Source organism: Rothia sp. CCM 9419, from assembly GCF_048512815.1.
Taxonomy (GTDB): domain Bacteria; phylum Actinomycetota; class Actinomycetes; order Actinomycetales; family Micrococcaceae; genus Rothia.
The window spans coordinates 250,246-268,216 of record NZ_JBLXXY010000003.1; the positions used below are offsets into that span (position 1 = coordinate 250,246).

11 protein-coding genes are annotated in these 17,971 nt (G+C 47.4%); 8 read left to right on the plus strand and 3 right to left on the minus strand.

The window, feature by feature from the left end:
* From ACN08W_RS04400 to ACN08W_RS04410, 3 genes are all read right to left on the minus strand, one after another.
* Complete coding sequence (locus ACN08W_RS04400; protein WP_419108902.1) at positions 1–1,071, minus strand: NAD-dependent epimerase/dehydratase family protein; 1,071 nt, start codon at positions 1,069–1,071, stop codon at positions 1–3.
* On the minus strand, positions 1,065–3,749 hold the full coding sequence (locus ACN08W_RS04405; protein ID WP_419108903.1) for an alpha/beta fold hydrolase: 2,685 nt from the start codon (positions 3,747–3,749) through the stop codon (positions 1,065–1,067). Before ACN08W_RS04405 ends, ACN08W_RS04400 begins: the two co-directional genes overlap by 7 nt.
* Before the next feature lie 119 nt (positions 3,750–3,868).
* Positions 3,869–4,900, minus strand: a complete 1,032-nt coding sequence (locus ACN08W_RS04410) for a 3-oxoacyl-ACP synthase III (protein WP_419108904.1) — start codon at positions 4,898–4,900, stop codon at positions 3,869–3,871.
* Between the two features lie 250 nt (positions 4,901–5,150).
* Here ACN08W_RS04410 and smc point away from each other — a divergent pair, with 250 nt between their 5' ends.
* From smc to ACN08W_RS04450, 8 genes are all read left to right on the plus strand, one after another.
* Positions 5,151–8,603, plus strand: a complete 3,453-nt coding sequence (gene smc / locus ACN08W_RS04415; protein WP_419108905.1) for a chromosome segregation protein SMC — start codon at positions 5,151–5,153, stop codon at positions 8,601–8,603.
* A gap of 72 nt (positions 8,604–8,675) precedes the next feature.
* Positions 8,676–10,040, plus strand: a complete 1,365-nt coding sequence (locus ACN08W_RS04420; protein WP_419103697.1) for an MFS transporter — start codon at positions 8,676–8,678, stop codon at positions 10,038–10,040.
* Between the two features lie 104 nt (positions 10,041–10,144).
* Positions 10,145–11,245, plus strand: a complete 1,101-nt coding sequence (gene ftsY, locus ACN08W_RS04425; RefSeq protein WP_419106987.1) for a signal recognition particle-docking protein FtsY — start codon at positions 10,145–10,147, stop codon at positions 11,243–11,245.
* Positions 11,246–11,443: 198 nt separating this feature from the next.
* Positions 11,444–13,030, plus strand: a complete 1,587-nt coding sequence (ffh, locus tag ACN08W_RS04430) for a signal recognition particle protein (RefSeq protein WP_419108906.1) — start codon at positions 11,444–11,446, stop codon at positions 13,028–13,030.
* Between the two features lie 303 nt (positions 13,031–13,333).
* The gene (locus ACN08W_RS04435) at positions 13,334–13,822 is read left to right on the plus strand and encodes an NUDIX domain-containing protein (protein WP_419108924.1); all 489 of its coding nucleotides are present in this window, start codon (positions 13,334–13,336) and stop codon (positions 13,820–13,822) included.
* A 70-nt stretch (positions 13,823–13,892) separates the two neighbouring features.
* Complete coding sequence (locus tag ACN08W_RS04440; protein ID WP_419108907.1) at positions 13,893–15,758, plus strand: hypothetical protein; 1,866 nt, start codon at positions 13,893–13,895, stop codon at positions 15,756–15,758.
* Positions 15,758–17,113 carry a sensor histidine kinase gene (locus ACN08W_RS04445; protein ID WP_419108908.1) on the plus strand — a complete coding sequence of 452 codons (1,356 nt, stop codon included), beginning with the start codon at positions 15,758–15,760 and terminating at the stop codon, positions 17,111–17,113. The genes ACN08W_RS04440 and ACN08W_RS04445 overlap by 1 nt, the downstream gene beginning before the upstream one ends.
* Positions 17,110–17,826, plus strand: coding sequence for a response regulator (locus ACN08W_RS04450; protein WP_419103692.1), 717 nt, complete (start codon positions 17,110–17,112; stop codon positions 17,824–17,826). The genes ACN08W_RS04445 and ACN08W_RS04450 overlap by 4 nt, the downstream gene beginning before the upstream one ends.
* Positions 17,827–17,971 lie beyond the last annotated feature (145 nt).

The window sequence follows — 17,971 nt, forward strand, 5'->3', positions numbered from 1 at the left end:
TTAGTGTCGGTATCGGTCTTGATAGAACTGCGCTAACCGTTCGTATCCTTCTTCTAACGATACTTTGGGTGCCCAATCGAGGAGTTTTTGGGTTCGCCGTTGGTCAAACCAATGAGCAGTTGATAACTGTTCTGCTAAGAAACGTGTCATGGGCGGTTCGTCTTCTCCAGGGTATTTTTCCCATACTTTCTCGATGACGCTACCGAGGGCGCGGGCTAATGTTGCTGGTACAGAGCGTTTGGGTGGTTCAATACCCACGGCCGTGCACATGTGGTGGATGATTTCTGCTACCGGTCGCGGCTGTCCGTTAGTAATCACGAGTGCTTGTCCCTGAATATTCTCTAAGCGTTCATATCCGGTGACGATAGCGTCTACCGCATTGTCAATATAGGTGGTGTCAATGAGTGCTATACCGTCGTTCAGCAGGGGGAGCCTTCCTGCTGCAGCTCGTTCTAAGACACGTTCAACAAGTTGCGTATCGGATGGGCCCCACACAATATGTGGTCGTAGCGCTGCCGTGTGGAAGCGTTCACTATTTTCTGCGAGTACGAGGTGTTCGGCAATAGCTTTTGACCGCGCATAATATCCTCTGGTGTGTTCTGGGGCGGCGGCAGTATTATCTGCACCCATAAAAGATACTCCCGTGTGAGCTACGGAGGGCGAAGAAATATACAAAAAACGGGTGATTGGGTGATGTGCCGCGGCTTGAAGAAGGTTCTGTGTGCCTTGAACGTTCGTCTGATAAAACTCTTCCCACGTTCCTGTAAAGGATACTTTAGCAGCTAGATGAACGACTCCATCACAACTGTTGATAGCTTCTTCTAAACGGTTCTTATCACTTAAATCGGTGCGTACTTGTGAAAGGTTTTGAGCTAAAGCCGGTGGTAATATCTTCTGAAGCTGCGCATCGCGGCGTTGAAGCAGGCGTACCTGATATCCGCGTCGTAAAAAGTCGAGGGCAACTTCTCGACCTAACAACCCTGAAGCGCCGGTCACAAGGACACGCTCTTGACGTTCTCTCACCGGCGCAATGTGTGGTAAGCGACGTAAAGAAACCGGTGTTTTTACCACAATATTTTCGCTTTCTCTCCAGAGAGAACTTTCTTTGCCCACTGTGCCAGTAATGTACGGTCAATTTTTGAGTTATGACGGATATCGGTTGGGTGCTCTTTCACGGCAAGTACCGCGCAGAGGTTAATTCCGGTTTCCTCAAACACTCGGTTACGAATTTTTTGTGTCAGCTTTACACTGGCAAGACCATTTTTACGGGTCTGTGGGTCTGTCTCCACCACCGCAACAGCTTGAGCGCAACCGGCAGGGCCAACAGGCACGACCGCTGCACGTCGTACGCCCATAATTTTTTCGGCGGCATGCTCAGCAGCTACAGGGGTGAGTATCCCTTGAGCACTCAACATAATATGTGAGAGTCTTCCTTCAACCCATAGTCTACCGTGCTCATCTAAATGCCCCACATCTCCGGTATGGTGCCAGCCCGGTGTTGCTATTGACTGGTTTTCTGTGATCCACAGTCTGTCGTAGCGGTCTTTGACGTGTGGTGCACGCACAAGAATCTCACCGGTTACACCGGGGTCTTGATGATGTTCTACTCCCGCTATACCGTTTTTGTCTAGCGGAGCTATACTCACCTGTGCACCCGCTATCGGCGTACCAACACAGACACCATTTCCTGCACCGACAACATTCTTGGAGAGGGCGTCGGCATTTGCCTGCTGTATCTGTTCGTAGGATATATCTGTGATGGGTAGAGCCTCTGTCATACCGTAGGGGGTGTGAATACTTGCATGTGGAAGAATCGCATGAACAGCTTCTAAGAGCGAGGTGTTCAATGGGGCACCAGCAGAAAGTACGGTACGTACCTGAGCTAAGGCATGCTTTTCTTGTTCACCTAATGAGGTGGAGGTTCTGACCACATTCATTAATGCGGCAGGGGAGAGGAACACCGTTTGCGCTGAAATTGCCTCTACCGCGTGGGCTAATGCTGAGGCGGTAAGAGTTTTAGGTTGGGTGACGTCCATCGTAGGAGTCACGCTCGTAATGCCAAGGGCTGGTCCTAATAAGGCAAAGGGTGCGAATCCTGCAACAAGTCCCGTATTTTGGTGCAAATGATAAGTGCTCATAATAGCATTTCGCATCGCGCTCAACTGTTGTTGAGTGTAGAGCACTCCCTTAGCTGGACCTGTTGAACCCGAAGTGTATAGCACTGCTGCATGCTCTTGAGCATCTCGAACGGGTCGAGGTCGAACACTAGTATCGGTAAAATCTGCCAGAGTCGCTCTAACACCAAGAACTTTTTTCATCACACCGGTGAGTGGCTCCGCCGAGATTCTGAACCCTGGCCAACCGAAAGTCTTTGCCGCTACTAACGCTTGAGGAATACCAATCAGATAATCTGGTCTTGCCCCCTTCAGCGCCCGAGTCAGGCCTTTGGTCCCAAGACCAGTATCAGCAACAACAACGATAGCCCCAATTTTCAAACACGCATAAATGCAGGTTGTCAGTAGTGCGCCGGGAGGAATCATCAAATTCACTCGTGACTGAGGTCGAACACCTAAATCTTCAAGCCCATTAGCAACACGTTCTACATTCTGAGCAAGTTCTGCCCACGTATAGTGGCGTGCTATGCGCGTAGAATCTTTAGGGTGCATATCGACAACAGCTAGCGTCTTTTCTTCACGCCGTTGTTCCAGTTGTGCGCCCATGGGAACAAAACTTTCAGCATGAACGTGCTCCGCACGGCGTTGAACATGCTGCTGACGTAACGTGTATTCCTGCACGAAATGTTCATGAAGCCATTCAAAAAATGGGGTAGCAACATCTTGGTCTTCCATCACCAAATGTGAAGAATTCTCATAACAATGAACATCTGCATGCGGCATTCTGTGCATCAAATCTGCCAAATAATGACGTGTAAAGACAGGATCCTGAACACCCCATTGAAAAAATGCGGGTACGTGAAGATGCCGGATACCCTCTGCAATACGTTGCATCATCAGATAGGAGGGGCTTTGAGGTGTTGCCGGTATATCGGCAACAAAATTGCGGATACCCTCACGAAGACTCGACGACGTATAAGGCGAACGGTACGTTGCACGAACCTGCTGAGATAATCGGTTTTGCCCCGCCAACGATAACGTCACATCTAAGAACGCGGTACTTTTTTGTGTTCCCCAACGGTGTACACCTGGAGTAAGGGCAACCTGTAATGGTGCTGGAATAGCTGAACCTTCTGCATGAAAGACCGCAGTATTGGTTAATAAGATTCCACTCAAAATATTTTGGTGTTCTAAAGCCCACCCCAAAGAGACTAAACCACCCCAGTCATGGGCAAGAGTCACTACCGGATGCGTCGTATCATCTAATCCGATTGTTTTCGTAAAATCTGAGAGGTCTTGCACCCTGTCTTCAAGACGGCGCACCGTGCCGGTACGCTCTGAATAGCCCATATCTAGCTGATCAACAGCAATAACACGCCACCTATTCTCAGGCAGAGCACCGGTTTGAAGGATATCCCTCCAAAGATATGACCATGTGGGGTTTCCATGAACGGCAAGAATTGTGCCCACCGGCTCTAAAGAATTCTTCTCCAACGTTGGAAGATTATCCAGATAACTCCAAGAACGTACCTGACCACTATCTACAGGGGCAGTAGAGCACACCTCAAGACGATGCAACCATTGAGGATCAACACCGGGCCATTGTTCGACAGAAGGAAAAAGAGAATGAGTCACGGTAGCAGAACCTTTCATGGAGTTTCTTCACCCCAGCTATGTAGGGAAAGAGGAGCCTCCTCACGGGGGAGAAGGATAGAAAACTATTATTCTTTTTGAGATACAAGAACAGGGCAGAACTACCAGTTAATTTCCATTAACGACGTATTCAACCCAGAACCAACACCCATACATAAAATACGATCCCCAGTACGATAAGTGGGTGCTTCTTGCGCTAATGTCATAGGCAAAGCAGCCGCCGCAACATTGCCCCAATACGGGAACGTCATCGGAATCTTTGCCGAATCAATACCGACAGCTTCAATAATGGCGTTTGTGTGAGCATTAGAAATCTGATGTGTCACATAAGAATCCATATCAGTCCAATCCCAGCCATGACGGTGAGCTTCTTCCCACGTTTGAGCAACCAATTCTAAGCCGTGCTTTAACAGTCCAGCTGCGTCAGTGTTCATCCCCTCAGCAGCATTCCCACCGATACAAAGATGACGGTGCTGGGTACCAGCACGAGAAACAGAACCTACCAGTCGATGCCCCTGAGGGTGCAAACTATGGCGACCTAAAACAGCTGCCGCCGCCCCCGAACCAAGAGTTAACGTCGCAAATTGTGCGAGTACGTCCTCACGCGTTGTCTCAGGCTTATCTAAAATCCGTAATGCTGTCTCATGCCACGGTGAAGGATCTTCCCCCGCAACTACCAACGCATAATCAATAGCATGAGCATCAATCATGGTAGCGGCAACCGTCATCGCGTTAACAAACCCTAAACACGCATTAGTCATATCGAACTCTAAGGCGTGTGCCGGAAGCCCTAAACGATCATGAATGCCCACAGCAACGGCCGGTTCAAAATGATCTCGGGTGACAGAAGCATTAATCATCAAACCAATACGCTCGCTAGAAATACCAGCAGCATCTAACGCCTTCTGCGCCGCAGAAACAGCACCATCTTCAAAGGTCATCTGCGCACCCCATGAACGACGCTCAGAAATACCCGCTAAACGCTCTAACAGCCCCTTCGGCAACTTCAAACGTTGATACGTTTTAGAGAGCTTCTCATCAAAATAGGTTGAGGTAACAACCTCAGAAGGAATCTCATGTTCAATGGATAATAACGCCACATCAGAATGACGGATATCAGAGTTAGCGGTCAATGCGATACTTGCTTTCGTCCACGTTCGGGGTGTATGTCTTAGACTTATCTATGAAAAGAACATCTCATAAACCCACAACAAACACCAGGGGAGAGGAAACCCTTGATGGCAACCTATGAGAACATTCTAGGTGTCAAAAACACCTCTAGTACATATTTAGCTCAAAGGATAATCTCACACTATATGTACTAGTAAAGAATGAAATCTTCTGAACACTACCAACCTCTAGCACCTTGGAGAAAGGAATCCTGTGCGCCTGATCTCTATGACCTTACGCGGATTCAAATCCTTCGCCTCAACAACGGTCTTTAACTTCAACGACGGCATCAACGCCATCATCGGACCTAACGGCTCAGGTAAATCCAACGTCGTAGACGCGCTCCTCTGGGTACTAGGAGAACAAGGTAGCAAAAACCTCCGTGGCTCCGCCATGCAAGACGTCATCTTCGCCGGGACAACACACAAAAGTCCACTCGGACGAGCCAAAGTTACCCTCGTCCTCGACAACTCAGAACACGAACTACCGCTACCACACAGCACTGTCGAAATATCACGAACCCTCTTCCGAGGAGGCGGCTCAGAATACGAAATTAACGGTGCCACCGTACGACTAAGCGACATCCAAGAACTCTTCAACACAGCCTCCATCGCCAAAGGAGAACACTCCATCATCGGGCAAGGACATATCGACAAAGTCCTACAATCCTCAGCTACCGAACGACGAGCCCTCATCGAACAAGCCGCCGGAATTCTCACCTATCGTCGCCGAGCAGAAAAAACAGAACGCAAACTCCACGCGATGAAAGTCGACCTCAACCGTCTCGAAGACCTCAACAAAGAACTCACCAACCAGCTCAAACCACTCGGAGAACAAGCCACTAACGCCCGCACCGCCTACGAAATCCAAGCACAGATACGAGAACTACGCGAAAAACTTCTCGCACACCAAGCCTTCACACAACACCAAGAACACACCCAACACGAAGAGCTCTACCAAAAAACACACACCCAACACCGAAAACTAACCGAAACCCTCAACACCTGCCACAACAAGAAAACACAACACCACACCCTGCGCACAGAACTAGACCAACACCGCCAAGAACACTACGAGAACCTCCAAGAACTCGAAAAAATCATGGCAGCAGCACAATCCCTCAAAGCGCTCGCACAGGAGAGAAGTCGCGCCACCGAGAAAAATAACTCCCTTGAAAGCTACCAGCAACATCTTCAACGCACCGAAGAATCCATCGCCCACGAAAAAGCAGAAGAACAGCAATTACGCCAACACTGTGAAGAACTGGAACACACCCTACAAGAGCTCACACAACGATACGAACGACAACACCAAAAACTAGAACAGTGCCAAGAACAGATACAACAACAGCAACAACGTCAAAAAGAGCATCAAGAACAGCTCACCCGAAACATTACTGAACGAGCCAGCTTACGCGCTAAATATGAAAGAATCCGCGCCGAACATCAACGCTACCGAGAAGAACTCGACAATGCTCAAACACAGCGCCAAGACTATGCCCAAAAACTTGAACAGCTCACACACACCTTGCAAGAGCACACGAAAACTCTTCAAGATGAGGAAAAACAACAGCAACAGCTCCGTGTAGAACGCGAAGAATACGCTCACAAAAGCGAACAGAGTAGAAACCTTTGCACACAACGCTCCATCACCGTACATACCCTGCAAGCTAGTATTGCCAGCCTTGAACAGCTCCTACAAACACACCACGAGAGCAAACCTGAACATACTGGCAAACCTTTGCACACCCTCATACACATTAAAAGCGGGCAAGAACGAGCAATAGCTCACGCCTTAGGAGCCTACGCACAAAGCTACCTCTACGAAAAACCCACCTACAACACTGCCCATAACACCATCTTTACCCCCAGTTCTCCAACGCCTCCCACAAAAAACCTCAAGGGGCTAACACCTGCCATACAATACGTGACCACAGAAAATACCACCGCACAACACGTACTCCAACAAGCACTAGCTAATATCTACCTCACCGAAGAGTTCACCACAGAAAATCAACAACTGCTAGAAGAACACCCGCACATCACCATCTACGATATTCGTGGGCGACGCTACAGTAACTACAGCTACAACACCGCTGAGCTAGAAGATAATCACCTCGAAATAGCAGCACGGGTTACAACACTCACACAAGAACTCAAAGAAGCAGAAATACTAGAAGAAGAAGCCCAAAAACAACACCGCGCCCACACCCAAAAACTTACTCAACTCAAAGAGCAAGAACACGAGCTTGCACGACGTCTCGGAAACACCCAAAAAACTATTTACCGTTTAGAAACAGAACAGGCTCAGCTCACCACACAACACCAGCACGAACAAGAACAATACCAATACCAGCAGAAAAAAATTGCACGATACCGTGTTGAAGAACAAGAACACGCACAATTACTAGAACAACTCAACCACAACATTGCTGTACTACAAAAACAACAACCTACTGACAACCCGCAACAACTCGAAGAGCAGAACACTCTCAAAGAAGAGCTCGAACATCTCACCCAAGAACGGACCATTGCTCAAAACTCACTCAGCCACACTCAACGGTATCTGCTGCTGAACCGCGAGAAACGCCAAGAGCTAGAAACACACCTCAACACACTTCAAGAACACACCGCACAAGAACAACACCACGAACAACAACGCCTACTCCAACAACAACGAGCGCGTACCGTGGCACGATGTGCCCAAAAACTCTTAGAAAAACTCACCCAAGAACGCAACAATCAAGAGCAAAAATACCGTGCTATCACCGAAGAGCTCAAAGCTCTCACCCACACCTGCCAAAACGTTGAAGACCAGTTAGCAGATATTACACACCAACATCAAACGTTGAGCAATACCTTACAAAAACTCACCCTCACACAAGCTCAAAGTAGTATTCGCTATGAAAATCTCAATCAACGTATCGGAGAAGAACTCGGCTGCACCCTTGAAGAACTCATCGAAACCCACCACGACTATCTTGCCCATCATGCACCCGAAACCTCAGAACTTGAGAAGAACCTGCACCAAGAACAACAACGTCTCAAAGCACTAGGAACCGTCAACCCTCTGGCTTTGGAAGAATACCAAGCCTTAGACGAACGTCAACAATACCTGCACACACAAATTACTGATATGAAAAAGTCGAGAGCAGCAATGCGCTCTCTCATTGCAGAGCTAAACCGTCACATGAAAACCGCCTTTGTCGAAGCCTTCGAACAAACAAAAGACGCCTTTGAAAGGATTTTTGCAGAATTATTCCCCGGTGGTGAAGGCACCTTAGCTCTCACCGACGACGAAGACTTACTTAACTGTGGAATAGAGATTCATGCACGCCCTGCCGATAAAAAAGTGCAAAGACTCTCCCTGCTCTCTGGAGGGGAACGGGCGCTGGCCTCTTTGGCATTAGTCACCGCAATTTTTGAGGCTAGACCTGCACCGTTTTACGTTCTTGACGAAGTAGAAGCTGCTTTAGATGACCGTAACCTCTCACGCATACTACCCGTTTTTGAACGTCTAGGTCAGAAAAGCCAACTGCTCATTATTACGCATAAACCTCGTACCATGGAAATTGCCCAAACCCTCTACGGTATCACCATGTTCCAAGGCATCAGTAATGTGATAAGCCAAGATACTCAAGCGATTCGCAATGCTTTAGAATCCTAGAGAGTGAAGAGCTGCCGCCTCATACACTTCACATCGTCCTAAACATTTTTAAGGAGAGTAAGATAAAGAACCATGTCTGATTCCTACCAACGTAATAATCATCTTGATACTGGTGCAATTCCTATCACGGCGGCGCACCCGACAGCAGCTCGCCAATATCAAAATCTTTCTGAAACTAGCACTTCTCAGAAACGTTCAAAAACTCCCATCCCGGGGCCTTTGAAAGTTCTTATTCTCGCTGCGTTTGTGATTGCGTTAGGTTTTGGACTCATCGCCCCAGTACTTCCTCGATACGCGGCAAGCTTTGATGTGGGTGTACAAGCAGCTTCTGCTGTGGTGAGCATGTTCGCTGCAACTCGTCTATTATTCGCTCCAGCATCTGGAAAACTTGTTTCTCGTTGGGGGGAGCGGCCCATCTATATGGCGGGTCTTATCATCGTTGCCTTAGGCTCACTGGGCGTTGCCATCTCGTGGAGTTACCCCGTTCTGATGGCATTTCGTGCATTGGGCGGTATCGGCTCTGTCATGTTTACCGTCTCTGCCATGGGACTGCTTGTACGTTATTCTCCTGCTCATCTGCGCGGAAAAATTTCTGGTTACTACGCAACCGCCTTCCTCATCGGTAACATCTTAGGGCCAGTAGTAGGTTCTCTTATGGTCGGACTAGGAATGCGTCTGCCCTTCGTTATCTATGCGGTCGTGCTATTCATCGCCTGTATTCTGGTGTTTTTCTACCTTAAAGAAGCCCAATATGCTGGTTCCATTCCGCCTAAAACACAACCCGAGCTATCTCTCAAAGATGCGTGGAAGTTCACGAACTTTCGTGCTGGTCTAGGCACAAACTTTGCCATCGGGTGGGCGGCGTTAGGTTTGCGGGTGGCGTTAATGCCTCTTGCTGCTGTAGCCCTTTTAACGAGTTACCATCAGGGAGAACATTACGACCCTGATCATGGCGGAATTGTTCTTGCCGGTTTGGCTATGGCATTTTATGCTGGCGGTAACGCCATCACCCAAAATATTTCGGGGCGTTTTTCTGATAAACACGGCCGCCGAAACCTCATTTTCTATGGTCTACTTCTTGCCGGAGTTTCTACGATTTTAGTGGGACTTTCTGGTTCCCCCGTACTCTTTATCATCTTCTCTATCACCACGGGTATCGGCACGGGAGTGCTCGGACCATCGTTACAGGCCGCTGTCGCCGATATCGTCGGTAATGAACGCTCTGGCGGTACAGTCCTTGCAACCTATCAGATGTTCGCCGACCTTGGACAAATTGTCGGGCCACTACTTGCAGGATGGATTGCCGACCATTGGGGATATAACTGGGCATTTGGTATCTCGGGTGCACTATTGCTGGTGATGATGCTTGGATGGTTACCTTGGCGTTCTCCACGTTTCCCGAAAGAACTCGCTGAAACTGGGTACACCGGCCGATAAAAACTGTGAAATACCGTGACAGGGCTATGCCCCTCCCAATATTTTTTATGAAAACTTATGGTGAAGTTTTCCGATGGATGGGGCACATGTGAGAAGCTAGAAGGGTGAACGATACCCTGACTCTTATCTTGTACATAGTCCTCGGTGTTCTTGTCCTCGCCGGTGTTTTAGCGGTATTACTGCGTGGGCCAAAGGCCCCACCAGAAGGCTACGATTCCACACGAGACGTGAACGACCTTGAACCTGCAGACACTAGCGGACAACCTACTATTGACCGTCCGGCACCAGTTGCTGGACGTCTCGTACGGTTACGTGCCCGTCTGGCTCGCTCTAATAACCTCCTTGGAAAAGGTCTTCTTTCTCTTCTTTCACGTGACAAAATTGATCAAGACGTGTGGGATGAAGTAGAAGAAACTTTACTTCTTGCAGATCTAGGAGCTGACGCAGCCGGACGACTCGTTGAAAACCTGCAGCAGCGAGTACGCATTGAAGGTACCGAAAACCCTGCACAGGTCAAGCAGATGCTCAACGAAGAACTGCTAAAGATTGTTGGTGTTGATACTGACCGCTCTCTACAGACCACAGGAGAAAACGGTAAACCCGGTGTAGTTCTTGTGGTGGGAGTCAACGGTGTTGGCAAAACGACCACTGTCGGAAAGCTCTCTCGTGTGATGGTCGCTGAAGAGAAAAAACTCTTATTGGGTGCTGCTGATACCTTCCGTGCAGCGGCTGCCGACCAGCTGCAAACGTGGGGAGATAGAGTTGGCGTCGAGACGATACGTTCTGAAAAAGATGGTGCCGACCCTGCTTCAGTAGCTTATGAAGCAATCCGTGAGGGCGTTTCTCGTGCCGTAGATACCGTGATGATTGATACGGCTGGACGTCTACAAAATAAAGCTGGACTGATGGATCAACTCGGTAAAATTAAACGAGTTGTCGAAAAAGAAGCACCCGTAACGGAGGTGCTACTCGTTATTGATGCAACAACCGGACAAAACGGTATGATGCAAGCAAAAGTCTTCTCCGACGTTGTTGATATCACCGGTATTGTGCTGACGAAACTCGATGGTTCCGCCAAGGGTGGCATCGTGGTCGCTATTCAAGAAGAGCTTGGCGTTCCTGTCAAACTTGTTGGATTGGGCGAAGGCCCCGACGATCTTGCCCCCTTCGACGCACAAGAATTTGTCAACGCACTCTTAGACTAAAGCCGTTCATCTGAGCTTAAGAATCTTCACTACCGTATGAGGTAGTGAAGATTCTTTGCTATCTGGTATAAGTTCTTCACCAGAATATGAATGATGAGAGGGCACATCTTCTCTAAGTGCGTTATCCTTAGAAGTTGATTCAGAAAAATTACGAGGTCCTCCTCGATCTACCCAAATAGCGAAAGTGGTTCACGACTCGTGTTCAATTCACTCTCTGACCGGTTGACAGCAACCTTCAAAAACCTCCGCGGCAAAGGTCGCCTCTCCGAAGCCGATATTGACGCTACCGTACGGGAAATCCGTCGTGCGCTCTTGGACGCTGACGTTGCAGTGCCGGTGGTACGAGAGTTCACCGCTCACGTTAAAGAACGTGCACTGGGTCAAGAAGTCTCTGAAGCGCTTAACCCTAGCCAGCAAATCGTCAAAATTGTTAACGAAGAACTCGTCAACATTTTGGGCGGTCAGACTCGTCGAATCAACATGGCAAAGTCTGGGCCTACCATCATTATGCTTGCCGGTCTTCAAGGTGCTGGTAAAACCACTCTCTCGGGGAAACTATCTCACTGGCTCAAAAGCCAAGGACACACACCCATGTTGGTGGCTTCTGACCTTCAGCGCCCTAACGCCGTTAACCAGCTAAAAGTTGTTGGTGAACGCGCTGGAGTTCCTGTTTATGCTCCACATCCCGGTGTCACTTCTGAATTTGATGTACCCACTGGCGACCCTGTACAAGTTGCTCGCGATGGTGTGGCAGAGGCCCGCGCAAAATTGCATGACGTGGTCATTGTCGATACCGCAGGTCGTCTCGGCGTCGATGCTGAATTGATGCAACAGGCACGAGACATCCGCAACGCGATTGAACCGGATGAGGTTCTTTTCGTCATTGATGCGATGATTGGTCAAGATGCTGTAAACACCGCACTTGCCTTTAACGAGGGCGTCGACTTTACGGGTGTTGTCCTTTCAAAACTTGATGGTGACGCACGTGGTGGTGCGGCACTTTCTGTTGCATCGGTAACGGGCAAACCCATTATGTTTGCTTCAACTGGTGAGAACCTTGACGAGTTTGAACAGTTCCATCCTGACCGTATGGCATCTCGTATCTTGGATATGGGCGATGTGCTCACTCTCATTGAGCAAGCAGAAGCCAGCTGGGATAAGGCTGAAGCTGACCGCATGGCCCAAAAATTTGCTGACCAAGAGGACTTCACCTTTGAAGACTTCCTCGCTCAGATGCAGCAGATTCGCAAAATGGGTTCTATGAAAAAGCTGTTGATGATGATGCCTGGTGCTGCTCAGATTCGTCAACAACTCGACGCATTTGACGAACGTGAAATTGATCGTGTTGAGGCCATCGTCCGTTCGATGACCCCGCATGAACGTGTTGCCCCCAAAATTATTAACGGTTCACGACGGGCTCGTATTGCTCGCGGTGCAGGCGTCACTGTTTCTGAAGTCAATCAGCTCATGGAGCGTTTTGCTCAAGCTCAAAAGATGATGAAGAAACTTGCCTCTGGCAATATGGCAGGTCTGCCCGGTGGAATGCAAATGCCTGGAATGGCAGCTGCTGCCGGCGCTGCACGTAAAGCGAATAAGAAGAAGGGCAAGAATGCGAAGAAGGCTCGTTCTGGTAATCCCGCAAAGCGCGAACAGCAATTAGCGGCAGCTCAGAAGAAACACAGTGCACCTGCTGGTTCTGCCTTTGGAAACACCGGACAAGATTTTGACGCCTCAGAGCTGAACCTTCCTAAAGGTTTTGAGAAGTTCTTAGGTTCAGATAAATAAAGTTTCTTGACCATATGTGAGCTACGGTTACGTAGCTCGTACAGAAGTCTTTAGTACTCAAAAATCATTGTGTGTGGTTATCAAGCACTAAAGATTTCTGTGCTTTTTCCTGTTGCCTCAACACTACGTATGGCGTGACATCGTACTCTTTGGTTTCTTGGGGTACACCAGAAAAATAAGAATCGTTATTCTTGTGATAAAACAAGAGAGCTTAGGGAGAATCCCTGTAGTGTTATGCCTAAGACATAGATACCGATAAAAACTCACGTGAGGGTTTTTATGGCTAAGGGTCAGGAGAAGATGATGGCTGATACTTATCTTTCTGAAGAAGAACTCATCCAATTTATTGCGACTTTACCGACACGGCGTATGGCTGCTGGCGCGTTAATTCGTAATGAGAAGAATGAGTTTCTTGCTGTACAACCCAATTACCGTGACGGGTGGGCTCTTCCTGGTGGCACTATTGAAACGGGAGAAGCCCCTCAACGAGGTTGTTTCCGTGAAGTTCTTGAAGAAGTCGGTTTAGAACTTGTGCCAGGGCGTTTACTGGTCATTTTTCATGGACTGCAAATGGGTGTGTGGGGTGATTCTTCATATTATTTCTATGATGGTGGTGTCATTGACTCTGATACTCCTATCAACGTGCAGTCGGAAGAACTTTTAGGGTACCGTTGGGTGGCATTAGAAGATGCTTCACAATATTTTAAACATTCTTTAGCAGACCGCCTTCATACCTGTTATGAGGCTTTAGAATCTGGAGAGATGATTGAACTGAGTTCTGAAGATTCGTAGAAGCTATGTTCTCACGGTATCCTTATCAGAAGGTGCTTTAGCCATCACAGGTGTGCGTAGAAAGGACGTGATGATGTCGAACAATTTCCCTGAAAATTCAGAAGAAAACGTGCCTTGGGGACGAGAGAACGCTATATGGGCAGAAATTCATCTCAGCTACTGTGTAGCCCTTGATGGCGAGAGAGAATATGGTATCGACCAAAACGGTCCTATCGACGCCGGAATAACCTATGAAGAACTCACCGAACTCTTCTCCTTAAAATGTGATGAGGTCAAAATTCCTGACGCTGAACAGCTTTCATCACAAGAAATAGAACAACAACGTGAGCAAGATGGCGCCAAGAACACAACAGAAGACGAAGACCTCTTCTATGCTGATGAAGAAATTCTTCAACAACTCACTAATATTCTGGGGGACCTGCCAGAAATCATTGTCTATGAAAAAACTGTTACGGCAGTAGTTGCCCACGTACTGTGTACACCCGATGATTCTGAAAATACTGACGTTCTTCGTGTACTAGTACCTCAACAAGATGGGGCATTCTTACGGGGAGAAACCCTTGAGAACTACGCTCAAAAAATCCAAGAACGTATCGAGGCGGATATGATGAGCATCGTTTTACCTCGAGACCGTGACTATTCCATAGAGCTAACTTCTTTAGGAGAGACCCTAGATATTAACACTTTTGCGGTAGGTACGGCTGCTACTTTTCCAATATCTTCTGAGATTCTTCAAGAACAGATATGTCTGCTCTCAGCAACAGAACAGCTTGAAGTTAAAGACTGCGAATCTGGTTGGTCTATCGTATGGGGAAATTCTCTTCTGATTGCTCAACTGATACGTCAGTTACAGTATCCGGCAATCATGGTAACCTCATCTGCCCATGGGGTACATATGGCGTGTTTTATTCCTGAACAAAAGGAAAACCATGATTGGCATAATCAGCTATGGGATACGTGGATTGAGAAACTGCGTGACGGTTTTAAAATGCCTCTTCCACTCATTGATACGACAGAAGGGCACTTAGTTGACTTCTTCTGGGGGCCGTCGAAAACTATTAACCCTCATCTTCCAGAATCTTTGTATGCGAGGGGTACTTTCTTAGCGGAGATGGTACAACGACTGTCTGGTGTTCTTCCTGATTCTTTTCAAGAACAACGTATCTTAGAGCATCTTGAACAATTCATGTGGGCATACCATGTCGATGAGAATTTTATGCACCGTCTTCACCTATATTTACAAGATTATGGGTCTTTGCTGAGTGCTGAATCAGTGATACAACTTTTATGCGCTCCAGCAGAATTGCAAGAGTTCTTTCGCGAGATATCTGATGCAACATTTTTTAGTGCTCATGAACATCAACATGAGAGAACACCAACGGTAGAGGACTCTCAACAAGCAATTCTGGTGATGGCTGAACCGATGAATGAGTTAGAGACTCAAAAAATAGTTGAGTCTCTTTCTCTTTTGATTCAGGATTCGCCAGCTGAACCTGAATCTTCTTCGGAGCCGGAAGAAGACATCGAAGAAAAAGATGTGTTTGAGATACTTCAACAGAACCCTTGGATACTACGGGCAGATGCTGCTCTGACATTGAGCATTTCAGCAATTCTCGGAATTTTAGCTTATCGTGACAAGAAACATGGGGGCTCTGCACCTCTGAAAATGTTAGCTTCCTTAGCCGGTGCTGGGGTGGGCACAGCGGAACTTCTTTGGGGGCAGAAGTACCTACAGCAGAAAGAATTAGACCGGCAGAAGTCAAAGCAGGATGATGAGGTGTATCAACCTCAAAAATCTGTTCTCGAAGAACTACGAGAATACGCTCTTGAGGTCGAAAAACAGCGTCAGGAGAAAAAACAGAACCAACTGTCAGGGGCGAAACAATATATTAAAAAAATATTCCGTTCCGTACGTTCACGATCGTCGGAGAACTGATGGAACACAGCATTTCTCAGTATGTTCGAAAGAGCATCGATATTGATCCTGATTGGCAACGTCCCACTCCGTCCCAACGGTCGTTACGTTACGACATCTGGCTGTGCCTTGCTACCTCATTATTGGCTTTTGTGTCGTCTATTAGCTATCAGAGTTTAGGTCTTTTTGGTGATGACCATCAAGAAATTTTGTGGTCTTATATCTTGGCTCAGCTGATGGTGCTACCCTTGACCGTTCGACGACGCTACCCTTTGACGGCCTTTGCTGTTGCAACGTTGATATTCTTTGTTCCATCTTTAATGATATCGTTGCCGATTTACTACACGTTAATTTTTCAAGGAACCTACTTATTCCTGCTATATACGGTGATTGCATGGGGAAAAGACCGAAAAATCGTGTGGATGTCTGTATACATCGTCATCTTTTGGACGGTTGCGTGGATTATTATTGCGTGGACTCTTCAGGGCGTTGCACTTTTTAACGTCAACGAGATGGCGCAGAACGGGCCTATCGATACTTCACTTGCCACGTTGCTGACCTTATGCATAAATAATGGGCTGTACTTTGGTTCAGGTATTGCTTTGGGGCGTATCTCATGGATTCGAGCTTACCAAAGTGAAATATTAGAAAATCAGCGTCATGAGCTAGAACAACAAAGCGAACAACTCGCACAAGATAGAGTTGTTCGTGAACGTTTACGTGTAGCACGCGAACTTCATGATTCGGTAGGTCACCATATATCTGTTATTTCACTTCAATCTGGTGCTGCTCGGTGCCTGCTCCATAAATATCCTGATAAAGCCACTGAAGCATTACAGAACGTTGAACAAAGCGCCAGTACAGCCATCACAGAGATGCGCTCTATCGTGCGTCTCCTACGTCATGATGGGGAACATTCACAGGCTGAAGGAAACCTGACCTATAATGAACCGACGCTAGAACAATTGCAACAGCTTTTTATCGAAGTTGAAGCCTCGGGGATTCACGTAGAGTATTTAACGTCCGAACATCAGGAAAAGTCTTTAACAAAAATTCCGCAGGGCACACAGAGCTCCATCTACCGGATGATTCAAGAATCTCTAAACAACGTACGTCGTCACTCTCTTGCTCGTACAGTGCACGTCATTGTTCGTTCTGTCGAGGTCAATTATCGAGTGTGGATCGAAATAGAAATCATTGACGATGGATGTTTGAAGAAGGAACATACCGATATACCTTCTTCACGTTATGGGCTACGTGGTATTAAAGAACGCGCTGAAGCCTTAGGTGGCTCAGCAACTTACGGACACCGCACTAATGCTCAGGGTTGGTTCGTGTACATTCGTATACCAGAAAGACATAGTGAGAACACATGAGTGTAGATACTATTCGAGTGCTTTTAGCAGATGATCAAGACCTTGTCCGTAATGGTTTTTCGATGATTCTTTCTGTCGAAGAGAATATTCAGGTGGTGGGGGAGGCTCACAACGGTCAAGAAGCTTTAGACTTGTGCCTTCAGCTCAAACCTGATGTCGTGTTAATGGATGTGCAGATGCCTGTCCTTGACGGTATCAGCGCAACCTCACAGATTGTTCAGCGGACTGATTCAAAAGTCCTTGTTTTGACGACTTTCGATCGTGATGACTATCTTTTTGGGGCGCTTAATGCTGGGGCGAGTGGCTTTTTGCTGAAAACCTGCACTGCAGAAAAACTGATAGAAGCTATTGAACAAGTTCACGGAGGTTTAGCTTTGCTCAGCCCAGAGGTGACTTTACCGGTAATTCAAAAGATTATTGCCGCTGCTGAACCTTCAACATCAAGTACGCGTTCAGGGGCTGTAGCTGGTTCTATTGTGTCGTCACCAGAATGTTCTGCAGAAGACCAATTATGCATTGAGTCTTTGACAACTCGTGAACGGGAAACCCTGAACTATTTAGCAAAAGGTATGACAAATGCAGAGATTGCAGAACAAATGTTTTTAGGGGCCTCCACCGTTAAAACCCATGTGTCTAATATTCTGGCAAAAACTCATTCTCGAGATAGAGTTAACGCGGTTATTTTTGCGTATCGTACCGGTCTCGTGGAGTAATACAACAGTAAATCCCCTCAATAAATCAGTCTGATGGGGGAGTTCTTCCGTGACGGAAGTTTTTAGACTAATAGTGATTAGTCACATCAGATGTGGCTTCTTGTGAAAGCTACTGATGGCACAACGAAAGGTTCACTATGGTCGA

What these genes read in the sequence shown, in the direction of transcription:
- ACN08W_RS04420 (WP_419103697.1), top strand. Translation starts at nt 8,676, where the DNA reads ATGTCTGATTCCTACCAACGTAATAATCATCTTGATACTGGTGCAATT.
- ACN08W_RS04435 (WP_419108924.1), top strand. Translation starts at nt 13,334, where the DNA reads ATGGCTGATACTTATCTTTCTGAAGAAGAACTCATCCAATTTATTGCG.
- ACN08W_RS04440 (WP_419108907.1), top strand. Translation starts at nt 13,893, where the DNA reads ATGATGTCGAACAATTTCCCTGAAAATTCAGAAGAAAACGTGCCTTGG.
- ACN08W_RS04445 (WP_419108908.1), top strand. Translation starts at nt 15,758, where the DNA reads ATGGAACACAGCATTTCTCAGTATGTTCGAAAGAGCATCGATATTGAT.
- ACN08W_RS04450 (WP_419103692.1), top strand. Translation starts at nt 17,110, where the DNA reads ATGAGTGTAGATACTATTCGAGTGCTTTTAGCAGATGATCAAGACCTT.